Source organism: Algibacter agarivorans (assembly GCF_039543245.1).
GTDB classification, from domain to species: Bacteria; Bacteroidota; Bacteroidia; order Flavobacteriales; family Flavobacteriaceae; genus Algibacter_G; species Algibacter_G agarivorans.
This window is the reverse complement of sequence record NZ_BAABJJ010000018.1, coordinates 44,150-64,503: the sequence shown is the minus strand read 5'-3', so window position 1 is coordinate 64,503 and position 20,354 is coordinate 44,150. Positions and strand designations below refer to the sequence as shown.

Annotated in this window: 9 protein-coding genes; 4 read left to right on the top strand and 5 right to left on the bottom strand. The window is 35.8% G+C overall.

Annotated features, from left to right (window positions below):
- Positions 1-244: 244 nt before the first annotated feature.
- Positions 245-6,640: a BspA family leucine-rich repeat surface protein gene (locus ABD935_RS07730; RefSeq protein WP_345191214.1), complete on the top strand. Its 6,396-nt coding sequence runs from the start codon at positions 245-247 to the stop codon at positions 6,638-6,640.
- Positions 6,641-6,850: 210 nt separating this feature from the next.
- Here ABD935_RS07730 and secA read toward each other — a convergent pair whose 3' ends face one another.
- The 3 genes from secA to ABD935_RS07715 form a co-directional block, all read right to left on the bottom strand.
- Positions 6,851-10,207, bottom strand: coding sequence for a preprotein translocase subunit SecA (gene secA, locus ABD935_RS07725; RefSeq protein WP_345191213.1), 3,357 nt, complete (start codon positions 10,205-10,207; stop codon positions 6,851-6,853).
- Between the two features lie 144 nt (positions 10,208-10,351).
- The gene (locus ABD935_RS07720) at positions 10,352-10,573 is read right to left on the bottom strand and encodes a DUF2795 domain-containing protein (protein WP_019387375.1); all 222 of its coding nucleotides are present in this window, start codon (positions 10,571-10,573) and stop codon (positions 10,352-10,354) included.
- 399 nt (positions 10,574-10,972) lie between these two features.
- Complete coding sequence (locus tag ABD935_RS07715; protein WP_345191211.1) at positions 10,973-11,545, bottom strand: cob(I)yrinic acid a,c-diamide adenosyltransferase; 573 nt, start codon at positions 11,543-11,545, stop codon at positions 10,973-10,975.
- A gap of 212 nt (positions 11,546-11,757) precedes the next feature.
- On the opposite strand from ABD935_RS07715, the gene ABD935_RS07710 reads away from it, so the two are divergent.
- Entirely contained in the window at positions 11,758-13,848 is a 2,091-nt protein-coding gene (locus tag ABD935_RS07710; RefSeq protein WP_345191209.1) for a DUF5723 family protein, read from the top strand.
- 352 nt (positions 13,849-14,200) lie between these two features.
- Positions 14,201-16,321: a DUF5723 family protein gene (locus ABD935_RS07705; RefSeq protein ID WP_345191208.1), complete on the top strand. Its 2,121-nt coding sequence runs from the start codon at positions 14,201-14,203 to the stop codon at positions 16,319-16,321.
- Between the two features lie 266 nt (positions 16,322-16,587).
- Here the strand turns inward: ABD935_RS07705 and ABD935_RS07700 are convergent, their stop codons facing one another.
- Together ABD935_RS07700 and ABD935_RS07695 are read right to left on the bottom strand one after the other, a co-directional pair.
- Positions 16,588-17,358: an O-methyltransferase gene (locus tag ABD935_RS07700; protein WP_345191205.1), complete on the bottom strand. Its 771-nt coding sequence runs from the start codon at positions 17,356-17,358 to the stop codon at positions 16,588-16,590.
- Positions 17,359-17,589: 231 nt separating this feature from the next.
- Positions 17,590-19,455: an ABC-F family ATP-binding cassette domain-containing protein gene (locus ABD935_RS07695; protein ID WP_345191204.1), complete on the bottom strand. Its 1,866-nt coding sequence runs from the start codon at positions 19,453-19,455 to the stop codon at positions 17,590-17,592.
- A 104-nt stretch (positions 19,456-19,559) separates the two neighbouring features.
- Between ABD935_RS07695 and ABD935_RS07690 the strand changes: the two genes are divergently transcribed.
- Positions 19,560-20,354: a polysaccharide biosynthesis/export family protein gene (locus tag ABD935_RS07690; protein ID WP_345191203.1), complete on the top strand. Its 795-nt coding sequence runs from the start codon at positions 19,560-19,562 to the stop codon at positions 20,352-20,354.

The window sequence follows — 20,354 nt, the reverse complement described above, 5'->3', positions numbered from 1 at the left end:
AATTCAAGTCACTTTAGGCTTCAATTTTAAGTGTTTTAGTAACCGTAAATTCAATGAATTCGTCTGTTTGTCCTATTTTAAAGTAGTTTCTCTATAAGTTATAGGATTATTATTTAAAAGAGAGTATGTTTACCCTGTCTCCCTGACAAATAAATAGCATACCCAAAACTGCTTTTCTTGTTTACATCGTTGTTAGGCTTCGCCATAAATTGGCGTGTTTTGCTATTAACCATAACCAACCACTATGAGGACTATTTACGCTCAAATTACTTTTGCTCTCTTTTTAATTTTCACACTGAGTATAAATTCCCAAATTTCGTTTGTTGAAGACAGCACCGTACCTTTTGATGATGTTTCATTAGGCGATGCAGATTTTGCAGATGTAGATGGCGATGGCGACCAAGATGTAATTATTACAGGTTTATTTATTGGTGGTACAACAATAGCTAATTTATATCTTAATGATGGTATTGGTAATTTTGCATTAGTTCCAGGCACTCCGTTTACTCCCGTATATGTTAGCACAGTTAATTTTGCCGATGTAGATGGCGATAATGATATGGATGTATTTATAACTGGTGAAGATGGCGGGGTTATTTCTGGAGTTTCAGAACTTTATATTAATGATGGTTCGGGTAACTTTACATTAGATACAGCGACAACATTTAATGGTATAATACGAGGACATGTTTCTTTTGGAGATGTGGATAATGATGGTGATCAAGATGTTTTAATCAATGGGTCAGATGGAAGTAACTCCATTGTTAAACTCTTTATAAATGATGGTACAGGAATATTTACAGAATCTATAGGGCAACCTTTTGAACTTGCGGGAGGATATCCATTTAATGCTTTTGCAGATATTGATGGCGACAACGATTTAGATTTAATGATCTCTGGGCAAATTAATACTTCACAAGCTTCAACAAAATTATATGTTAATGATGGAAATGGAAATTATTCTATTATGCTAGGAACGCCTTTTCCTCAAGTAACAAATGGTTCAATTGATTTTGGAGACGTTGACAATGATGGTGATCTCGATGTTTTTTTAACAGGATATAGTTACAATACTGGGGGTAATTATTCCGATTTATTTATAAATGATGGTCTAGGGAATTTTACACTTTATGCACCAGACCCTTTTCAGATAGTTTCGAGTGGTGAAGCTGTTATGTTTGATGCTGATGGAGACGGAAACCTAGACATATTTTTAACTGGTGCATATGCAGGGCCAAAAGCTATATTGTACAGTAATGATTGTTATGGAAACTTTACTGAAGTTGTTGGTATGCCTTTTGTTGGCACAATCGGTAAAGTAGACATAGCTGATGTTGATGGTGATGGTGATTTGGATGTATTGACTGTAGGAGCTTCAGCATTAGGTTCTGCTTCAAATTTATATATAAACGAATCTTTGGCACAACCCGCGGTAGGTGCTTTCATCACCACCTGGCAAACCACTGCAGCCAATGAGTCTATTACCATACCAACAACAGGTGTAGGCTATAATTACAATGTAGATTGGGGAGATGGTAATGTAGCAACAGGAGCAACTGCAGACGCAAGTCACATTTATGCCACAGCAGGAGTGTATCAAGTTACTATTACGGGTACATTTCCAAGAATATATTTTAATGGTTCTACTTCCGCCCAAAAAATTAAGTCTATCGATAATTGGGGCTGTAACCCATGGATATCTATGAGAGATGCATTTTATGGCTGTACTAATTTAGTTGTAAATGCAACAGATACTCCAAATCTTTCTAATGTTACATCCATGTCTCAAATGTTTGTAAATACAACTTCTTTAGGTGGTGGTACAGGAAATTGGAATTGGAGCACAGGGAATGTGACAACTATGGGAGCAATGTTTCATAACGCAACTTCTTTTAATCAAGATATTGGTAGTTGGGATGTTGCTAATGTCATACAGATGAGTAGCATGTTTTACGGTGCTTCTACTTTTAACCAAAATATTGATAGTTGGAATGTAGGTAATGTAACAGATATGTCATCTATGTTTCAAGGAGCTTTAGCTTTCAATCAAGCTATTGGTAGTTGGAATGTCGGAAACGTAACAATTATGACAACCATGTTTAGAGATGCATCTTCCTTTAATCAAGATATTAGTGCTTGGAATACCTCCAATGTTACATCAATGAATAGTATGTTTAATAGTGCAAGTGCATTTAATCAAAACATAGGTGCTTGGAATACAAGTAATGTGACATTTATGCCAGGTATGTTTCAATATGCCACAGTGTTCAATCAAGATATTGGTAATTGGAATACGAGTAATGTTACGTCTATGACAGGTATGTTTAATGGGGCTTCTACTTTTAACCAAGACATTGGCAATTGGGATACTAGCAATGTATGGACTTTTACGCTTATGTTTATGGACGCTATTTCTTTTGATCAAAATTTAGGGAATTGGAATCTATCCAGTCTTAATACAGCCAATAATATGTTTACTCGTGTCACACTTTCAACCACCAATTATGATAGTTTATTGATAGGTTGGGATGCTCAAATTTTGTTATCTAATGTAGGCTTTGATGGAGGACTGAGTAAATATTGTGCTGGTGAAGCCGCCAGAACCAATATGATTGCTACTGATGCGTGGAATATTATAGATGGTGGCTCCGCAACACCTATATTTCAAATTTCAGCAGACCAATGGGCTTTAGATAGTTATACTTTGCCAACCATTACAGGAACAAACCTTTCGGGTACAGAAGCCTATTACACAGGTCCAAATGGAACAGGAACTTTATACAATGCCGGCTATGTCATTAATTTTGCAGGTTTTTCAACATACCCTATTAGGCTTTATATTTATGATAGCCCAAGTCCCGGCTGTAGTTCTGAAGAAGATTTTCTATTAACTATTGATGATAGTGCTTGTGCTTTTGTCACCACTTGGGAAACTACATTAGCAAACCAAACCATAACCATACCAACCTCGAATCAAAATGGGGCGTATAATTATAATGTAGATTGGGGTGACGGCACATCTACCATTGGAGCTACGGGAAACACAAGTCATGCTTATGCTCTTCCAGGTACCCACCAAATTACCATTACAGGGCTTTTTACACAACTTTCCTGGAATATTTTAACTAATCCGCAAAGTATCATATCCGTTGATCAATGGGGCTGTAATCCATGGACAAATATGAATCAGGCCTTTAAAGGATGTTCAAATTTAGTTATTAATGCGTTAGATGTACCAAATCTTTCTAATGTTACGGACATGAGTCAAATGTTTTTCGGTGCGACGTCGCTTGGTGGTGGTACAGGCAACTGGAACTGGGATACAAGTACCATAACCACTATGGAAAACATGTTTTCGCAAGCTAATAACTTTAATAAAGATATTGGAAGTTGGGATACCAGTAATGTCACCTTAATGAATCACATGTTTTATCAGGCATCTGTATTTAACCAAGATATTGGGGCTTGGAATACAAGTAAGGTTACCAATATGAATACTATGTTTTATGCTGCTAATGCATTTAATCAAGATATAGATAACTGGGACACCTCTAGCGTCACCAGTTTTCAATCAATGTTTCTTGATGCTGTTAGTTTTAACCAGAATATAGGAAATTGGGTCACCACAGCGGCAACAGATATGAGTGTGATGTTTTCGGGGGCTTCTAGTTTTAATCAAGATTTAGGGCTATGGGACACAAGTAATGTTACCAATATGCAGGGGATGTTTTATGGTGCCATTGCCTTTAACCAAGATATTGGTAGTTGGGATACCAGTAATGTAACATCAATGTTATCAATGTTTCAGGGGGTTATTGGTTTTGATCAAGACTTGGGGAATTGGAATGTGGAAAATGTTACAAATGCAGGCCAAATGTTTAGAGGGGTTACCTTATCTACTCCTAATTATGATAGTTTATTGATTGGTTGGAATGCACAAAATTTAAATCCTAACGTTACTTTTGGTGGTGGTTTAAGTAAATATTGTGCTGGTGAAGCAGCCAGAACTAATATGATAGCAAGTGATGCCTGGCAAATTAATGATGGTGGTTTTGTAGGTTCTACCGTAGATGATTTATTAGATCAAACAGTTATAGATAGTTTTACCTTTCCAGCAATAACTGGAACTAACCTTTCGGGCAATGAAGCCTATTACACATTAACTGGTGGTAATGGCAGCATTTATTATGCTGGCGAGGTGGTTAATTATACTGATTTAGCTCCTTACCCAATTACTCTTTATATATATGATAATCCTACCGCTGGCTGTAGTTCTGAAGAATCATTTTTGCTCACTATTACCTGTAGCACCCTCTGGTATGCCGATACAGATGGCGATGGTTACGGAGATGCTGAAAGCAGTATCCAAGGGTGTTTGCCACCAGTGGGCTATGTGCCAGATAATACAGACTGTGATGACACAAATGCTATGACTTATCCGGCAGCTACAGAGATTTGCGATGGACTGGACAACAACTGCGATGGAACAGTTGATGAAGGGTTTAGCGATACCGACGGCGATGGCATTGCTGACTGTATGGATACTGAAACCTGCGATGGGTTAGACAATGACGGCGATGGACAGGTAGATGAAGGGTTTAGCGATACCGATGGTGACGGCATTGCCGATTGTATGGATACTGAAGAATGTGACGGATTAGACAATGATGGCGATGGGGCTATTGATGAAGGGTTTCCTGATACCGATGGCGATGGCATTGCGGACTGTGTGGATGTTGAGGTGTGCGACGGAATAGACAACAACGGCGATGGACAGATAGACGAAGGTTTTACTACAACATTCTATGCCGATGCCGATAGTGATGGCTATGGGGATCCTTCAAACAGTATTCAAACTTGTTCTCCGCCTCCAGGCTATGAGCCAGATAATACAGACTGTGATGATATCAACGCTACCGTCTATCCTGGCGCACCCGAGCTTTGTGATGGCTTAGATAATGACTGTGATGGTAATATTCCTGTTGAAGAGATTGACAATGATGGTGATGGTTATTCGGAATGTGAGGGTGATTGTGATGATACCAATGCGGCGATTTATCCAAGTGCAATTGAAGTTTGTGATGGATTAGATAACAATTGCGATGGCACTATTGACGAAGGTGTTACAACCACGTTTTATGCCGATGCAGACGGTGATGGGTATGGTGATTTAGCAAATAGCATTCAAGATTGTTTGCCACCAACGGGTTATGTGCCCGATAATACAGATTGCGATGACACGAATGTTACTATTTACCCAGGAGCACCAGAACTTTGTGATGGCTTAGATAATGATTGTGATGGTAACATTCCTGTTGAAGAGATAGACAATGATGGTGATGGTTATTCGGAATGTGAGGGTGATTGTGATGATACCAATGCGGCGATTAATCCAAGTGCAATTGAAGTTTGTGATGGATTAGATAACAATTGCGATGGTACTATTGACGAAGGTGTTACAACCACGTTTTATGCCGATGCAGACGGTGATGGATTTGGCGATTCGGCAGATAGCTTTCAAGGCTGCACACCTCCTTCGGGTTATGTGCCAGACAATACAGATTGTGATGATGCAAATGCTGCAATTAATCCAAATGCTACTGAAGTTTGCGACGGGATAGATAATAACTGTGATGGACAAATAGACGAAGGCGTTACTACTGCGTTTTATGCCGATACAGATGGTGATGGTTATGGAGATTCAGCAGATTTTGTTCAAGCTTGTACAGCACCTCCGGGTTATGTGCCCGATAATACGGATTGCGATGACACGAATGTTACTATTTACCCAGGAGCACCAGAACTTTGTGATGGCTTAGATAATGATTGTGATGGCATCATCCCAGAACCACAAGTTCAAGATTTAGAAGACCAAACCGCAATTGGCAGTTTTACTTTTTCAACAATACTAGGATCAAATTTATCAGGTAATCAAGCCTATTATACTAATACTAATGGCACTGGTTCCGTTTATTCTGCAGGAGATACTATTAATTTTGAAGATTTTACGTCGTATCCAATTATACTTTATAATTTCGATATCGGAAATACTGGATGTACATCAGAAGAAAACTTTTTACTAACAATCTTATTACCACTTGAATGTACCAATTTAAGTAATCCTTTAAATACTGCAGTTGATGTTCCTAATGATACCGATTTTTCTTGGAATATAGTACCTGATGCTTCAGGGTATATTTTATCTGTAGGAACAAATTCAAACGGTACAGACATAATAGATGCATTAGACCTTGGTAATGTGTTAAGTTATGATTTGCCAGAAAACCTGCCTTATTCAGTAGATATATACGTTAGTATCATACCTTATAATAGTGACCAAATGGCAATAGACTGTATTGAAGATAGTTTTCTTGTTGAAAGAAGACAAGTGCCTCCAAAATATTTTACACCAAATAGTGATGGTACAAATGATTACTGGATAGTTCCAAATCGCTTAAATAATATAAGCACTATTTATATATATAACCGTTATGGAAAGCTACTAAAAGAAGTTGGAGATTTACAATCAGGATGGGATGGAACTTATAATAATAAACCTCTACCAACAAACGATTATTGGTATTTAATTTTATACAAAAATGGTGGGACTTTAAAAGGGCATTTTAGTTTGATGAGGTAGCTAAAGATCTAAATTGTTTAGAAGTCTAATTATAAATGTTTAGACATTCGTTTTAAGTTTTATCTAAAGAAAAATCCCGATAAATTCTATCGGGATTTTTTAAATTATTTGTCATTGCGAATCACACTTTTTTTGTGTGATGTAGCAATCTGTTTGTTGAAAACTCAAACTTTTCAATTTATGAGATTCCTGCCTTCAAAGGAATTAATGCTAATCCTCAACCAATACCCATTCCCCTTTGGCTAAAAGCGGTTCAGCTTGTTTGTATTTAACCGTTTTGTTTTCACCACTAATAACGTGCTTAATGGTAACACGGTCGTTACGCCCAATTTTTGGTCTGTCGCGTACAATAGTCTCCACCACTTCTTGCCGACGTTGCGTATTTCCTGCCGCTCTACTTTGGGCAGAACGCTCATCCAAATTAGGAATTTCGTCTTTTTGTGTTTGTAGATTTTCCTTTTTACGGGTTTCTCTCGCTTCTTGAATGGTGTTTTGTGTTTCTTGCGGTAATTCCCCTTTAAATAAGAATGAAATCACTTCTTTATTCACTTGGTCAATCATGGCTTTAAACAATTCAAAAGCTTCAAACTTATAAATTAATAAAGGATCTTTTTGCTCGTGAACCGCTAACTGTACCGATTGCTTTAACTCATCCATTTTACGTAAATGGGTTTTCCAAGCATCATCAATAATAGCAAGTGTGATGTTCTTTTCAAAATCGGTAATTAATTGTTTACCGTTAGTTTCATACGCTTTTTCAAGGTCGGTAACTACGTTTAAGGTTTTAATACCATCAGTAAAAGGTACCACGATACGTTTAAATTTATCGCGTTGCGTTTCATATACATTTTTAATTACAGGGAAAGCAATGTCTGCATTACGTGCCATTTTTGCCTTGTAATGCTCAAAAGCGCCTTTATATATTTTAGAAGTAATTTCTTCTGCTGAAAATTTTCCGAAGTCATCTTCAGTAATTGGCGAACTCATTGAGAAATAACGAATCAATTCAAACTCAAAGTTTTTATAATCGTTAGCCCCTTTGTTGGTTTCAGCAATACCTTCCGAAGTATCAAAAATCATATTTGCTAAATCCACACGAAGACGTTCCCCATGTAAAGCATGACGGCGACGTTTGTAAACCACTTCACGTTGGGCGTTCATAACATCATCATATTCTAACAATCGCTTACGAACCCCGAAGTTGTTTTCTTCAACTTTTTTCTGAGCACGTTCAATAGATTTTGAAATCATAGAATGCTGAATGACTTCGCCTTCTTTTAACCCCATTTTATCCATCATTTTGGCAATACGTTCAGAACCAAATAAACGCATTAAGTTATCTTCTAACGATACGTAAAATTGTGAACTTCCTGGGTCTCCTTGACGACCAGCACGACCACGTAACTGTCTATCCACACGACGTGAATCATGACGTTCTGTACCAACAATGGCTAAACCGCCAGCTTTTTTTACTTCGTCTGATAATTTAATATCCGTACCACGACCCGCCATATTGGTGGCTATGGTTATTTGTCCTGCATTTCCAGCTTCTGCAACAATATCAGCCTCTCTTTTGTGTTGTTTCGCATTTAATACATTATGCGATAATTTACGAATGCTTAACATTTTTCCTAACAACTCACTAATTTCAACCGAAGTTGTACCAATAAGCACCGGACGACCTGCTTCAGATAGTTTAGTTACATCATCAATAACCGCATTGTATTTTTCACGTTTTGTTTTATAAACTAAATCTTCTTTATCATCACGAGCAATAGGGCGGTTGGTTGGGATTTCAACCACATCTAATTTGTATATTTCCCAGAATTCGCCAGCTTCAGTAACTGCCGTACCCGTCATACCAGATAGTTTGCGGTACATTCTAAAGTAGTTTTGAAGCGTTACTGTGGCAAAAGTTTGGGTAGCATCTTCAATCTTTACATTTTCTTTAGCTTCAATGGCTTGGTGCAGTCCGTCAGAATAACGACGACCATCCATAATACGACCGGTTTGCTCATCTACAATCATTACTTTATTCTCCATGACCACATATTGCGTGTCTTTTTCAAATAAAGCATAGGCTTTCAATAATTGATTAAGTGTGTGTATACGTTCCGATTTTACACCAAATTCTTTAAATAACTCTTCTTTAAGATTCGCTTCTTCTTCGGCAGAAAGGCCTTGTTCTTCAATTTTAGCAATTTCAATACCAATTTCGGGCATCACGAAAAAGTCTGGATTATCTTTTCCAGAAATGTATTCAATCCCTTTATCGGTTAATTCAACTTGATTATTTTTTTCTTCAATAACATAGTACAATTCCGCATCAATCTTTGGCATTTCGCGGTTGTTGTCTTGCATGTAAAAGTTTTCCGTTTTTTGAAGCAGTTGCTTAACACCTTCCTCAGATAAAAACTTAATAAGCGCTTTGTTTTTAGGAATACCGCGATATACACGTAGCAGTTGGAAACCACCTTCTTTAGTATCACCATCTTTTATCAACTTCTTAGCTTCAGCTAAAACACCTGTTAAATATTTACGTTGCACAGAAACAATATCATCTACTTTAGGCTTTAATTCTGTAAACTCATGGCGTTCTCCTTGAGGGATAGGGCCAGAAATAATTAACGGCGTACGGGCATCATCCACTAATACAGAATCCACCTCATCCACAATGGCAAAGTGGTGCGGGCGTTGCACTAAATCATCTGGGGAGTGTGACATATTATCACGTAAATAGTCAAACCCGAACTCGTTATTGGTGCCGTAAGTAATGTCGGCATTATAAGCTGCAATACGCTCAGGCGAATTTGGTTTGTGATAATCAATACAATCCACGGTCAACCCATGAAATTGAAAAATAGGTGCCATCCATGCGCTATCACGTTTTGCTAAGTAATCATTTACAGTTACCAAATGCACACCTTGTCCAGATAGGGCATTTAAGTACATGGGAAGGGTAGCCACTAAAGTTTTACCTTCGCCTGTTTGCATTTCGGCAATTTTACCTTGATGCATGGCAATACCACCAATAAGTTGTACATCGTAATGTATCATGTCCCAAGTAATGGGCTTTCCAGCGGCATCCCAAGAGTTTGCCCAAGTAGCGTTATCTCCATCAAGCGTTACATAATCCTTATAACCCGATAATTCCCTGTCGTAAGTACTAGCGGAAACAGTAATAGATGTGTTGTTTGTAAAGCGTTTAGCCGTTTCTTTTATAACAGCAAATGCTTCTGGTAAAATATCGTTTAAAACGGTCTCGGTTTTTTCGTAAGCATCGTCTTTAAGTTTATCAACGACTTGATAGATGTCTTCACGTCTGTCAATATCTTCAGTGTTTTCAGCTTCTTCTAAAAGCTTGGCCATTTCATCATTAATAGGTTTAATGGCTTCGGCAATAGTGGTTTTAAACTCAGCCGTTTTTGCTCTAAGTTCATCGTGAGATAGCTTGGCAATAGTAGGCTCTACAGCTTTTATTAAATCAACAATAGGGTTTATGGCTTTTACATCTTGTTTGGATTTATCGCCAACAAATATTTTTAGTACAGAATTTAAAAAACTCATGGGTATTTATTTTATATTTTATCTAGGATTTGCCTAGTTATTTTGCTTTATTATTTTTGTGTTTGGTAATGCATTCAAAGATACATTTTAGAACAAAAAAAAAGCCTCAAATCGAGACTTTTTTAACTAATTCTTTATGCTTTATTAATATTCATCTTCATTCCACAGATAATCTTCATCTGTTGGGTAATCTGACCAAATTTCTTCAATCGAATCATATGAGTCACCCTCATCTTCAATCGACTGTAAATTTTCAACAACTTCCAAAGGAGCTCCCGTTCTAATAGCGTAATCTATTAATTCGTCTTTAGTTGCTGGCCAAGGCGCATCACTTAAGTAAGATGCTAATTCTAATGTCCAATACATTTCTTTGTGTTTAATTTTCTGCAAAAATAATTTTTTAGTTTAAACACACAAGAAAAAAATGAATTATTTATCATTAATTATAAGAACGTATCTTTTTGTACTCTAAACCCTTGCAAATTATTCCTGCGGGTTAATAATAATCTAGCAAAATCAATTGTTTTGTAATTTCGAGTAATTCCGATGTTTTTTCGGAATTGTATCGAGAAGTGGGCGTTACCACAAGGGTCGGGCTTTCCGTTACAAGTCCTCGCTCATCCCGATAGCTATCGGGACTCACTGTGGGCTTTCCACTGCAATCCCTAACGCGAACCAGTCCGCAGTAGTCAGTTTTCAGTCTGCAGTTAAAGCATTACTTTAAACTTCTTTTTCCAAACTTCAAACTCCCTGTTTCAAGCTTTTTCACATCTTCTCAGGAATCCACTTAATTTCATTTGCTTGTAAGTCAGATGACAACTTTCGTGCCAATACAAAAAGATAGTCAGAAAGACGGTTTAAGTAAATCAACGCATTTGCCTCAAAAGGTTCTAAATCGTTAAGTGCAGATGCTAAACGTTCGGCTCTACGGCACACACAGCGCGCTATGTGACAGAATGACACCGTTTGATGCCCGCCAGGTAACACAAAATGTGTCATAGGGGGTAGTGCCTCATTCATAGTGTCCATTTCCTGTTCTAGACGTTCAATGTCTTCCGAAGTGATTTTCTCAATGTTTAAACGTTCGCTCCCGTTTTTTAAAATCGCTTTTTCTGGGTCGGTTGCTAAAATAGCTCCAACGGTAAAGAGTTTATCTTGAATAGTAATAATTAAATCTTTGTAGTGCTCATTAATATCTTGGTCTCGGATTAATCCTAGATGCGAGTTTAATTCATCAACCGTTCCGTAGCTTTCAATACGTATATGATGTTTGGGGACTCGGGTGCCGCCAAATAATGCTGTAGTGCCTTTGTCTCCTGTTTTAGTGTAGATTTTCATGTATTCAAAGTTAAATCATTTCCCGCTAAAGCGCAAACTTAACTACTATCAAGATGGAGGCAAAATGTAAAATTTAAAACTTCAAAAAATATAAATTTAGCAGAATTGATTAATAATTCTGTTTTCAACATTTTATGTTAATTAAAATATAAGCGCTTCTAACTAATCCTAACAGAAAACAATTACTTTTGAGAGAAAGCTAAACCAAAACAATGAAAAAAATTACATTATCAATTTTACTTGTTACAGTTTCCTTCTTTTTAGAAGCTCAATCTTATATCGGATTCCTTTCAGACAATTATAGTGGTGTGCATGGCGTTATTTCTAATCCTGCAAATATTGTTGATTCTCGCTTTAAAACCGATATTAATCTTGCAGGAGTAAGCGTTTTTGGAAGCAATGATTATTATGGTATTAATCTTTTGGATGCAACAAAAGACGGGTATAGTTTTGATTTAGAAGCAAAAACATCTCCATCAGAAGATAATAGGGCAGCAGTAAATGTAGATGCTTTAGGGCCAGCTTTCATGTTTAATCTTTCTAAAAATAGTTCCATAGCACTCTTTACTAGAGCAAGGTCTTTTGTAAACATTAATAAAATTAATGGTTCATCAATAGCAGCTTTGGATGATGATACCACGGATGATTTTATTGTTACCGAAAATGACATTAATGCTTTAGGGCATGCATGGGCGGAAGTTGGCTTGGCTTATGCTAGAGTGTTTACGAGTAACGAGCAGCATTTTCTTAAAGGCGGACTTTCTTTAAAATACTTACAAGGTATGGGCAGTGTTTATGTGGTTGGAGAAAATGTAACGATTGATTATAATGACGATGAAATCGATTTAGGAGGTGGTATAATTACAGGAAGTATAACATCAAATGGTAATTTAACTTATGCGCGTTATGCTGAATTTGATAACGATGATTACGATTATAAAAAGCCTGATAAATCAAATGGGTTTTCAGCAGATTTTGGTGTTGTTTATGAGTGGAGACCAAATTATGACGATTATATTACCGATGACCCTAACCTTAATGGGTTTAAACATAAAAACAAATACAAGCTAAAAATTGGGCTATCCATTACAGATATTGGTTTTGTCGATTACAAAAATGGTATAAAGGAAGGGTTTAATATTAGGAAAAGCAATGTAAACCAAAATCAATTTGAATCAGAGCCAGATTTTGGAGCTGCATTAGATAGGTTTTACGAACTAACTAATGCTGATACAGGTTATAAAATTGACCTGCCAACAGCATTGCACTTAAATGCAGATTGGAGCTTTAACAGTAAGCTATATTTGAATTTAAACACAGATTTTTCACTAATATCTAAAGATAGAATAACTGCAAATCGAATTTCTAATGTGGTATCATTAACACCGCGCTATGAAAGTAAGTGGTTTAGTTTTTATATGCCATTAAGTGTTATAGAAAGCAATGGTTTTAGAATGGGAGCAGGTTTAAGGGCAGGGCCACTGTACTTAGGTTCAGGATCTGTAATTTCTGGATTTACTAGTAACAATAATAGAGAGGCAGATGTATATGGAGGTTTAAAAATTCCGGTCTATCAAGGTGTTCCAAAAGATAAGGATGAAGATGGTATTATTGACAAATTAGATGATTGTCCAAAAGAACCAGGCCCCGTTGAGAATAATGGTTGCCCTTGGGGGGATACAGATGAAGATGGTTTATTGGATAATGTTGATGATTGTCCGGAAGAAGGAGGTACTATAGAAAATAAAGGATGCCCATGGGGAGATAAAGATGGCGACTTAATTTTAGATAATGTAGATGCTTGTCCGTATTTGCCTGGAACAGAAGAAAATAATGGTTGCCCATATAAGGATACTGATGGTGATGGCGTTTACGATAAAGATGATGTTTGTATAAATGAAGTTGGAACTGTAGCCAATAATGGTTGTCCAGAAGACGTTATAGAAAAACTTCAAAAAACGTTGAATGATTATGCTAAAGTCATTCTTTTTAATTACGGGAAAGCTTCTATTAAAGAAGAATCTAATGAAGTCTTATCTGAAATTATTGAAGTTTTAAATGAGTATCCAAATGCTACGTTTACAGTTGAAGGTCATACAGATAGTATAGGTAGTTATGGATTAAATAAAAAATTATCAGATGCTAGAGCCAACGCTGTTAAAAACTTTTTAGTTAAAAACGGAATAGATTCAAGTAGATTGATAGCTATTGGATATGGTGAGCGCAGACCAATTGCAACTAATATGTATAAAGATGGTAGAGCTAAAAACAGAAGAGTAGAAATTAATTTAATCAAGAAGTAAAATTTTTATAAAATAAGAAGAGACTATTTTGAAAATCTCAGAGTTTAGATGCTCTGAGATTTTTTTGTTTCTATTTATTCCGAGTAGCGGGTTTTGATATCCCAAGGTTTGCCTCGAATGAAAAGACATTTTCTGATTCATATTTTGTAGGCTTGCCCATAGGTTATTGATTTTCGGTAATGGAATTTAAAGGATGAAATGCTGTTGGTAATGAGAGAAATAATGACCGATTAAAGTGTTAATTATTAGTTGTTTATGATTTTTTTGTATAAAAAAGCACATATAAACTTACGTTTTGTCGATAAAAAAACTACTTTTGGCGATGAATTATATTTTAACCTAAACCAAAATTATGAAAAAAATTACTTTATATGTATTGCTTCTTGTAGGTTCTTTTTATGTAGAAGCGCAGTCTTATATTGGATTCCTTACTGACAACTATAGTGGTGTAAATAGTGTTATTTCCAACCCAGCAAATATCGTAGATTCTCGTTTTAAATTAGATATCAATCTGGCAGGAGCCAGTGTGTTTGCAGGTAATGATTATTACGGTGTTAATGTCATGGATGCCTTAAAAGATGATTATGATTTTGATTTGGATGCAACAAAATCTCCAAGTAATGATAATAACATAGGTTTAAACTCCGATGTTATGGGACCATCTTTTATGTTTAACTTATCTAAAAAAAGTTCTATTGCTGTTTTTACTAGAGCTAGGTCTTTTGTTGGTATTAATGAAATTAACGGCAATACCATTGATGCTATTGATGATGATGAAACCGATGATTTTGTGGTGAACGAAGGTGATTTTACTATGTTTGGACAGGCCTGGGCAGAAGTTGGCTTGGCTTATGCTAGAGTGTTTATGAATAACGAGCAGCACTTTTTAAAAGGAGGATTTTCTTTAAAATATTTGCAAGGTATAGGTAGTGGTTATGTTTATGGTAAAAATGTTACCATAAATTACGATGCTGATGGAACCGATTTAGGAGGTGGAGAAACCACAGGAAGTATTAATTCTACAGGTGAATTAACATACGGTCGTTTTGATAATTTTGATGGTGATGACTATGATTACGAATTGCCTGACGCCACTGGTTTTGGAGTAGATTTAGGTTTTGTTTACGAATGGAGACCTAATCATGCGGACTATACTAAAACAAACACCAAAGGTGATGCTTATACCTTAAAGCATAAAAGCAAGTATAAATTGAAATTAGGTTTGTCTATTACCGATTTAGGTTCTATTAACTATAAAAACGGCGTGGAAGATGTTTATGATATTACTAATTCTGGTGTTAATGAAGACAATTTTGATGATGCTGATGATATTGAAGATTTTTTAAGTACGTTCTATACATTAACAGAATCTAACAGTAGCTACAAAACAAAATTACCAACAGCACTTCATTTTAATGCAGATTGGAGTTTTAGTGGTAAGTTTTATTTAAATTTAAATACAGATTTTGCGCTTACCAAAAAAGGAGAAATAGGGACAAGTCGTATTTCAAACATAGTGTCTTTAACGCCGCGTTTTGAAAGTAGATGGTTAGGTTTTTATGTACCACTTAGCGTTGTTGAGAACATCGGATTTCAAGCTGGAGCAGGTTTAAGAATGGGACCTTTGTATGTTGGGTCAGGATCAGTTCTATCTGTTTTAACTAGTGATAATACAAAAGGTGCTGACGTTTATGCAGGTTTAAAAATACCGGTATATCAAGGTAAACCAAGAGATAAAGATAAAGATGGTGTTATTGATAAATTGGATGCTTGCCCAAAAGAGGCTGGTCCTTTAGAAAATAACGGTTGTCCTTGGGGTGATAAAGATGATGATGCTATCTTAGATAATGTTGATGAATGCCCAGAGCAAGCAGGTCCAGAAGAAAATAACGGTTGCCCTTGGGGTGATAAGGATGAAGATTCTGTTTTAGATAATGTTGATGAGTGCCCAGAAGTAGCAGGAGCAGAAGAAAATAACGGTTGTCCTTGGCCAGATACAGATAAAGATGGTGTTTTAGATAAAGACGATCAGTGTATTGATGTTGTAGGTACGGTTGCTAATAATGGCTGTCCTGAGGTTGTGCCAGAACCAGTAGTACCAGAACCCGTGGTTACTAAAGAGGTTCAAAAAACCTTAAATAATTATGCAAAAACTATATTGTTTAATTCTGGGAAATCTTCTATTAAAGCTGAATCAAATGAAGTATTAACAGAAATTGTTAAAATACTGCAAGAATATCCTAATTCTAAATTTTCAATAGAAGGACATACAGATAGTGCAGGAAGTGATACCTTAAACCAAAGATTATCGGATTCTAGAGCAAATGCAGTTAAGAAATTTTTAATTGATAATGGTGTGGACCAATTTAGGTTAACATCTAAAGGTTTTGGAGAAAGCTTACCTATTGCTAACAACGCAACTAGCTCGGGAAGAGCACAAAATAGAAGAGTTGAAATTAATTTAGTTAAGTAAAAAAACTTTTATTTAAAAATATTTTAAAACTCCTAGGGTTTAAATACTCTGGGAGTTTTTTGTTTAGTTATACCAATTATTATTTAAAATGAGCCATAAATAATTTGAATTATATTTTGTTCAAATGAGATAGGAAATTCAAGCATAGCCTTAGTTACGGTTTTATTTTATATTGAAATATGAGCGAAATAGAAACAGATTATATGGGTTATTTTGTGTAATAATTGGTATTAGTGTTGTTCCTTTAAAACTTCATAACTGAAATACTAAACTCTAATCACAAAATGTTCCTTAACCTGTTCTTTTCTAAAAAACACCAAGCCCCAGAAAAAAGTATCTATGGTAACGGTAATCTTTGGATGTTTTTTGATGGTTTCCCATGCTTCGGTCATACCTTTGGACCAATAAATATCATCGAAAATAAAAACAGAGTTGTTATTAGCTGTCTGTAAAAGGGTTTCAAAATAACTCAAAGTAGCTTCTTTTTGATGGTTGCCATCAAAGAAAACAAGATCGTAATGGTTTGAAGTTATTTTTTTGATTTCATCATTAAAATTTCCAGTGATGAGCGTAGTGTTTTTTATATTATGAATTTTTAAATGAGCTTTTGAAAACGCAGAAGTATTCGGGCAGCCTTCAATAGTTGTTATTTCCCCAATAAGATTCCCTAGACTCATTGCATGAGTAGCAACACCTAAAGAAGTGCCGAGTTCCAATATGTTTTCAAATTTAAAATAGCTTGTAAGTCTGTATAAAAGTTTAGCTCTTTTATTAGTTGTGCCCGCATTTTTAGCAATTTTTGAAACAGTACGTTCTGTTTGTTTCATGACTTGCGAACCCGCCCCTAAATCGGTGACTTTAATTATTGTATTGTTTTCAAGAAGTTCTTTTTTATAGTCTGAAATAGACTTGTAATCGTCATATTTTGTTTTATCATAAAAACACTTGGTTACCAAGTTATACACAAAAGGGGAGTGTACGGCATGCTGGTTGGTAGATTTTAACAAGAATTTTATGTATTGTTTGATTTGGTACATGTTTCAGTTTTTGGTCTCAGTCTCAGTCTCAGTCATAGTCACAGTTTTCAGTCACAGTTTTCAGTTGTTATCGTTTTCCGTCTTCCGTGCTCCATCTTTTTTTCTTTGCGTCTCTGCGTCTTTGCGCGAAAAAAATCCAGTGTCAGTATTCAGTCTCAAAGTTTAAAAGATGCAAAGCGTCACAATTTTAACGAAAACAACTGAAAACTGCCACTGCGACTGCAAACTTTTTTATCCCTCAAGCTTTGACGACAATTCAAACCAACGTTCCTCTTTAGCGTCCATGGTATCAATAATGTTTTGCAACTCTTCAGAGAGTTTATTAATGGCGTCTTGAGATAACTCTGGGTTGTTAAACTTGTTTTCCAATTCCTTCTTATCAAAGGCTAACGAATTCAGTTTACTCTCGATATTTTTAAGTTCTTTTTCTTCATTGTAAGACAATTTAGCAGCATCATTTTGCTTCCAAGCATTTTTGTCTTTTTTATCTTCAGAAGACGTATTTGAAATAGCGGGTTGGCTATCTTCGTAAACTCTATAATCTGTATAATTCCCAGGGAAATCTTCAATAACACCTTCGCCTCTAAATACAAACAAATGGTCTACCACTTTGTCCATAAAATAGCGGTCGTGTGATACCACAATGATGCAGCCAGGAAAATCTAAAAGGAAACTTTCAAGCACATTAAGTGTTACAATATCCAAATCGTTTGTGGGCTCATCAAGAATTAAAAAATTAGGATTCTGAATTAAAACGGTGCATAAATACAAGCGTTTACGTTCGCCACCACTTAACTTTTCAACAAAATCATACTGCTTTTTTCTGCTGAATAGAAAGCGCTCTAATAGTTGTTGGGCGCTTATCTGTCGCCCTTTTTTTAAGGGTATATAATCTCCGAATTCCCGAATAACGTCTATTACTTTTTGATTGGGTTTAATGGTAATGCCGTCTTGGGTATAATACCCGAATTTAACGGTCTCACCTTTTGTTATTTTGCCAGAATCGGGTTGAGCTGTTTGCGTTAGAATATTTAAAAAGGTCGTTTTTCCTGTACCGTTTTTACCAATAATGCCAGCACGTTCTCCCTTTTGAAACATATAATTAAACCCGTCAAGAATGGTTTTGTCTTTAAATGCCTTTGAGACTTTATGGAATTCTAAAATTTTACTTCCTAAGCGTTCCATATTCAGTTCTAATTGAACTTCATGGTCATTTCTGCGTTGGTGCGCCCTATGTTTTATATCTGCAAAATCGTTAATTCTAGATTTTGATTTGGTAGTTCGTGCTTTAGGTTGGCGACGCATCCACGTTAACTCTTTTTTGAATAGTTGTTTTGCTTTACCGGTTTCTACTGCTTCTAGTTCTATTCTAGCTTCACGTTTTTCTAGGTAGTAGGAATAGTTGCCTTTATAACTATAAAGTAACCCTTCGTCTAATTCTATAATTTCATTACAAACACGTTCCAAAAAATAACGGTCGTGTGTCACCATAAAAAGGGTGATATTTTCTTTAGCAAAAAAGGCTTCTAACCATTCAATCATTTCTAAATCCAAATGATTGGTAGGTTCATCTAAAATCAATAGGTCGGGTTTATTGATTAATGCATTAGCCAAGGCAAGACGTTTTTTTTGCCCGCCAGAAAGGGTGCTTACTTTTTGACCTAATTCTTCAAGTTTTAATTTAAAAAGTATTTGTTTGTAAAGTGTTTCGAAATCCCACGCTTGGTATTGTTCCATAGCTTCAAAAGCAGTTTGGTAACTTTCTGAATCTTCGGGGTTTAAAAGTGATTTTTCGTAATTAGAAATAACTTTTAGTATAGGGTTGTCACTAGCGAAAATAGTTTCTTCAACGGTAAGCGCATTGTCAAATTTTGGATCTTGCGACAGAAACGAAACAGCTATTCCTTTTCGGTAAACAATTGAGCCGGTGTCCGCTTGGTCATCACCAGAAAGGATGTTTAAAATGGAGGTTTTTCCGGTACCATTTTTTGCTACAAAAGCAATTTTTTGGTCTTTGTGTACACTAAACGAAATGTCTTCAAAAAGTGTAAGTTCTCCGTAAGATTTTGATATGTTTTCAACAGTTAAATAATTCAAAAGATATTTTTTCTGCAAATAACGGATAAAAAACCAAAAATCACGTTATAAGTTTCATGGTTCAAGACGAAAACTTATATTTGTGATAAATCAATTGCCTCAGAATGAAGAGATGTTTTCTTGTAGTATTAGTCGTTATAAATGTGGTGTTTGTGTCCTGTATTCCTTATAAAGACACAATTTATCTTCAGAATAAAAGCAATGCTACTGATTCTACTCAAATTATAGTTGAAAAACAGAAGCCTTACCGTGTTCAGATTAATGATATCTTAAATATTAGAATTAAAGCAGCAAAACAAGAAACGGTTACCATTTTTAACCCTATAGGAGAGGGCGATTTGAATGCAAGTAAAGAAGAGCGTGCATATTTTGATGGGTTTACGGTAGATTTACACGGTAATATTTTAATGCCTAAACTAGGCGAGATTAATGTGTTGGGTTTTACAACCAATGAAATTAAAAATGTAATAGAAACTAAGCTGTTAGAAACCGAATATAAAGCGGCTAATGATATTTTTGTTACCGTAAAACTTACGGGTTTGCAATATACAACTACAGGTGAGATTGGTAGCACAGGAACAAATACCTTGTTTAAAGAACGTGTAAATATTTTTGAAGCTATAGCCAATGCTGGTGATATTCCTGATACAGGAGATAAAAAAGATGTTTTAATAGTCAGACAATTTCCTCAAGGGCAAAAAATTTTTCATGTCGATTTAACCGATGTAAACGTAATGAATTCCCCTTATTATTACATTCAACCCAACGATATGATTTATGTGAAGCCCCTAAAACAAAAATCTTGGGGTACAGGTACTACGGCCATTCAGAATATTGGAGCGGTAGCAACCGTATTGTCGTTAATAACTACAACTATTTTATTATTAAATAGAATATAA

Coding starts and splice junctions, on each gene's coding strand:
- ABD935_RS07700 (WP_345191205.1), bottom strand. CDS start 17,358: ATGTACCAAATCAAACAATACATAAAATTCTTGTTAAAATCTACCAAC.
- ABD935_RS07715 (WP_345191211.1), bottom strand. CDS start 11,545: ATGAAAATCTACACTAAAACAGGAGACAAAGGCACTACAGCATTATTT.
- ABD935_RS07730 (WP_345191214.1), top strand. CDS start 245: ATGAGGACTATTTACGCTCAAATTACTTTTGCTCTCTTTTTAATTTTC.
- secA (WP_345191213.1), bottom strand. CDS start 10,207: ATGAGTTTTTTAAATTCTGTACTAAAAATATTTGTTGGCGATAAATCC.
- ABD935_RS07720 (WP_019387375.1), bottom strand. CDS start 10,573: ATGTATTGGACATTAGAATTAGCATCTTACTTAAGTGATGCGCCTTGG.
- ABD935_RS07705 (WP_345191208.1), top strand. CDS start 14,201: ATGAAAAAAATTACTTTATATGTATTGCTTCTTGTAGGTTCTTTTTAT.
- ABD935_RS07690 (WP_345191203.1), top strand. CDS start 19,560: ATGAAGAGATGTTTTCTTGTAGTATTAGTCGTTATAAATGTGGTGTTT.
- ABD935_RS07710 (WP_345191209.1), top strand. CDS start 11,758: ATGAAAAAAATTACATTATCAATTTTACTTGTTACAGTTTCCTTCTTT.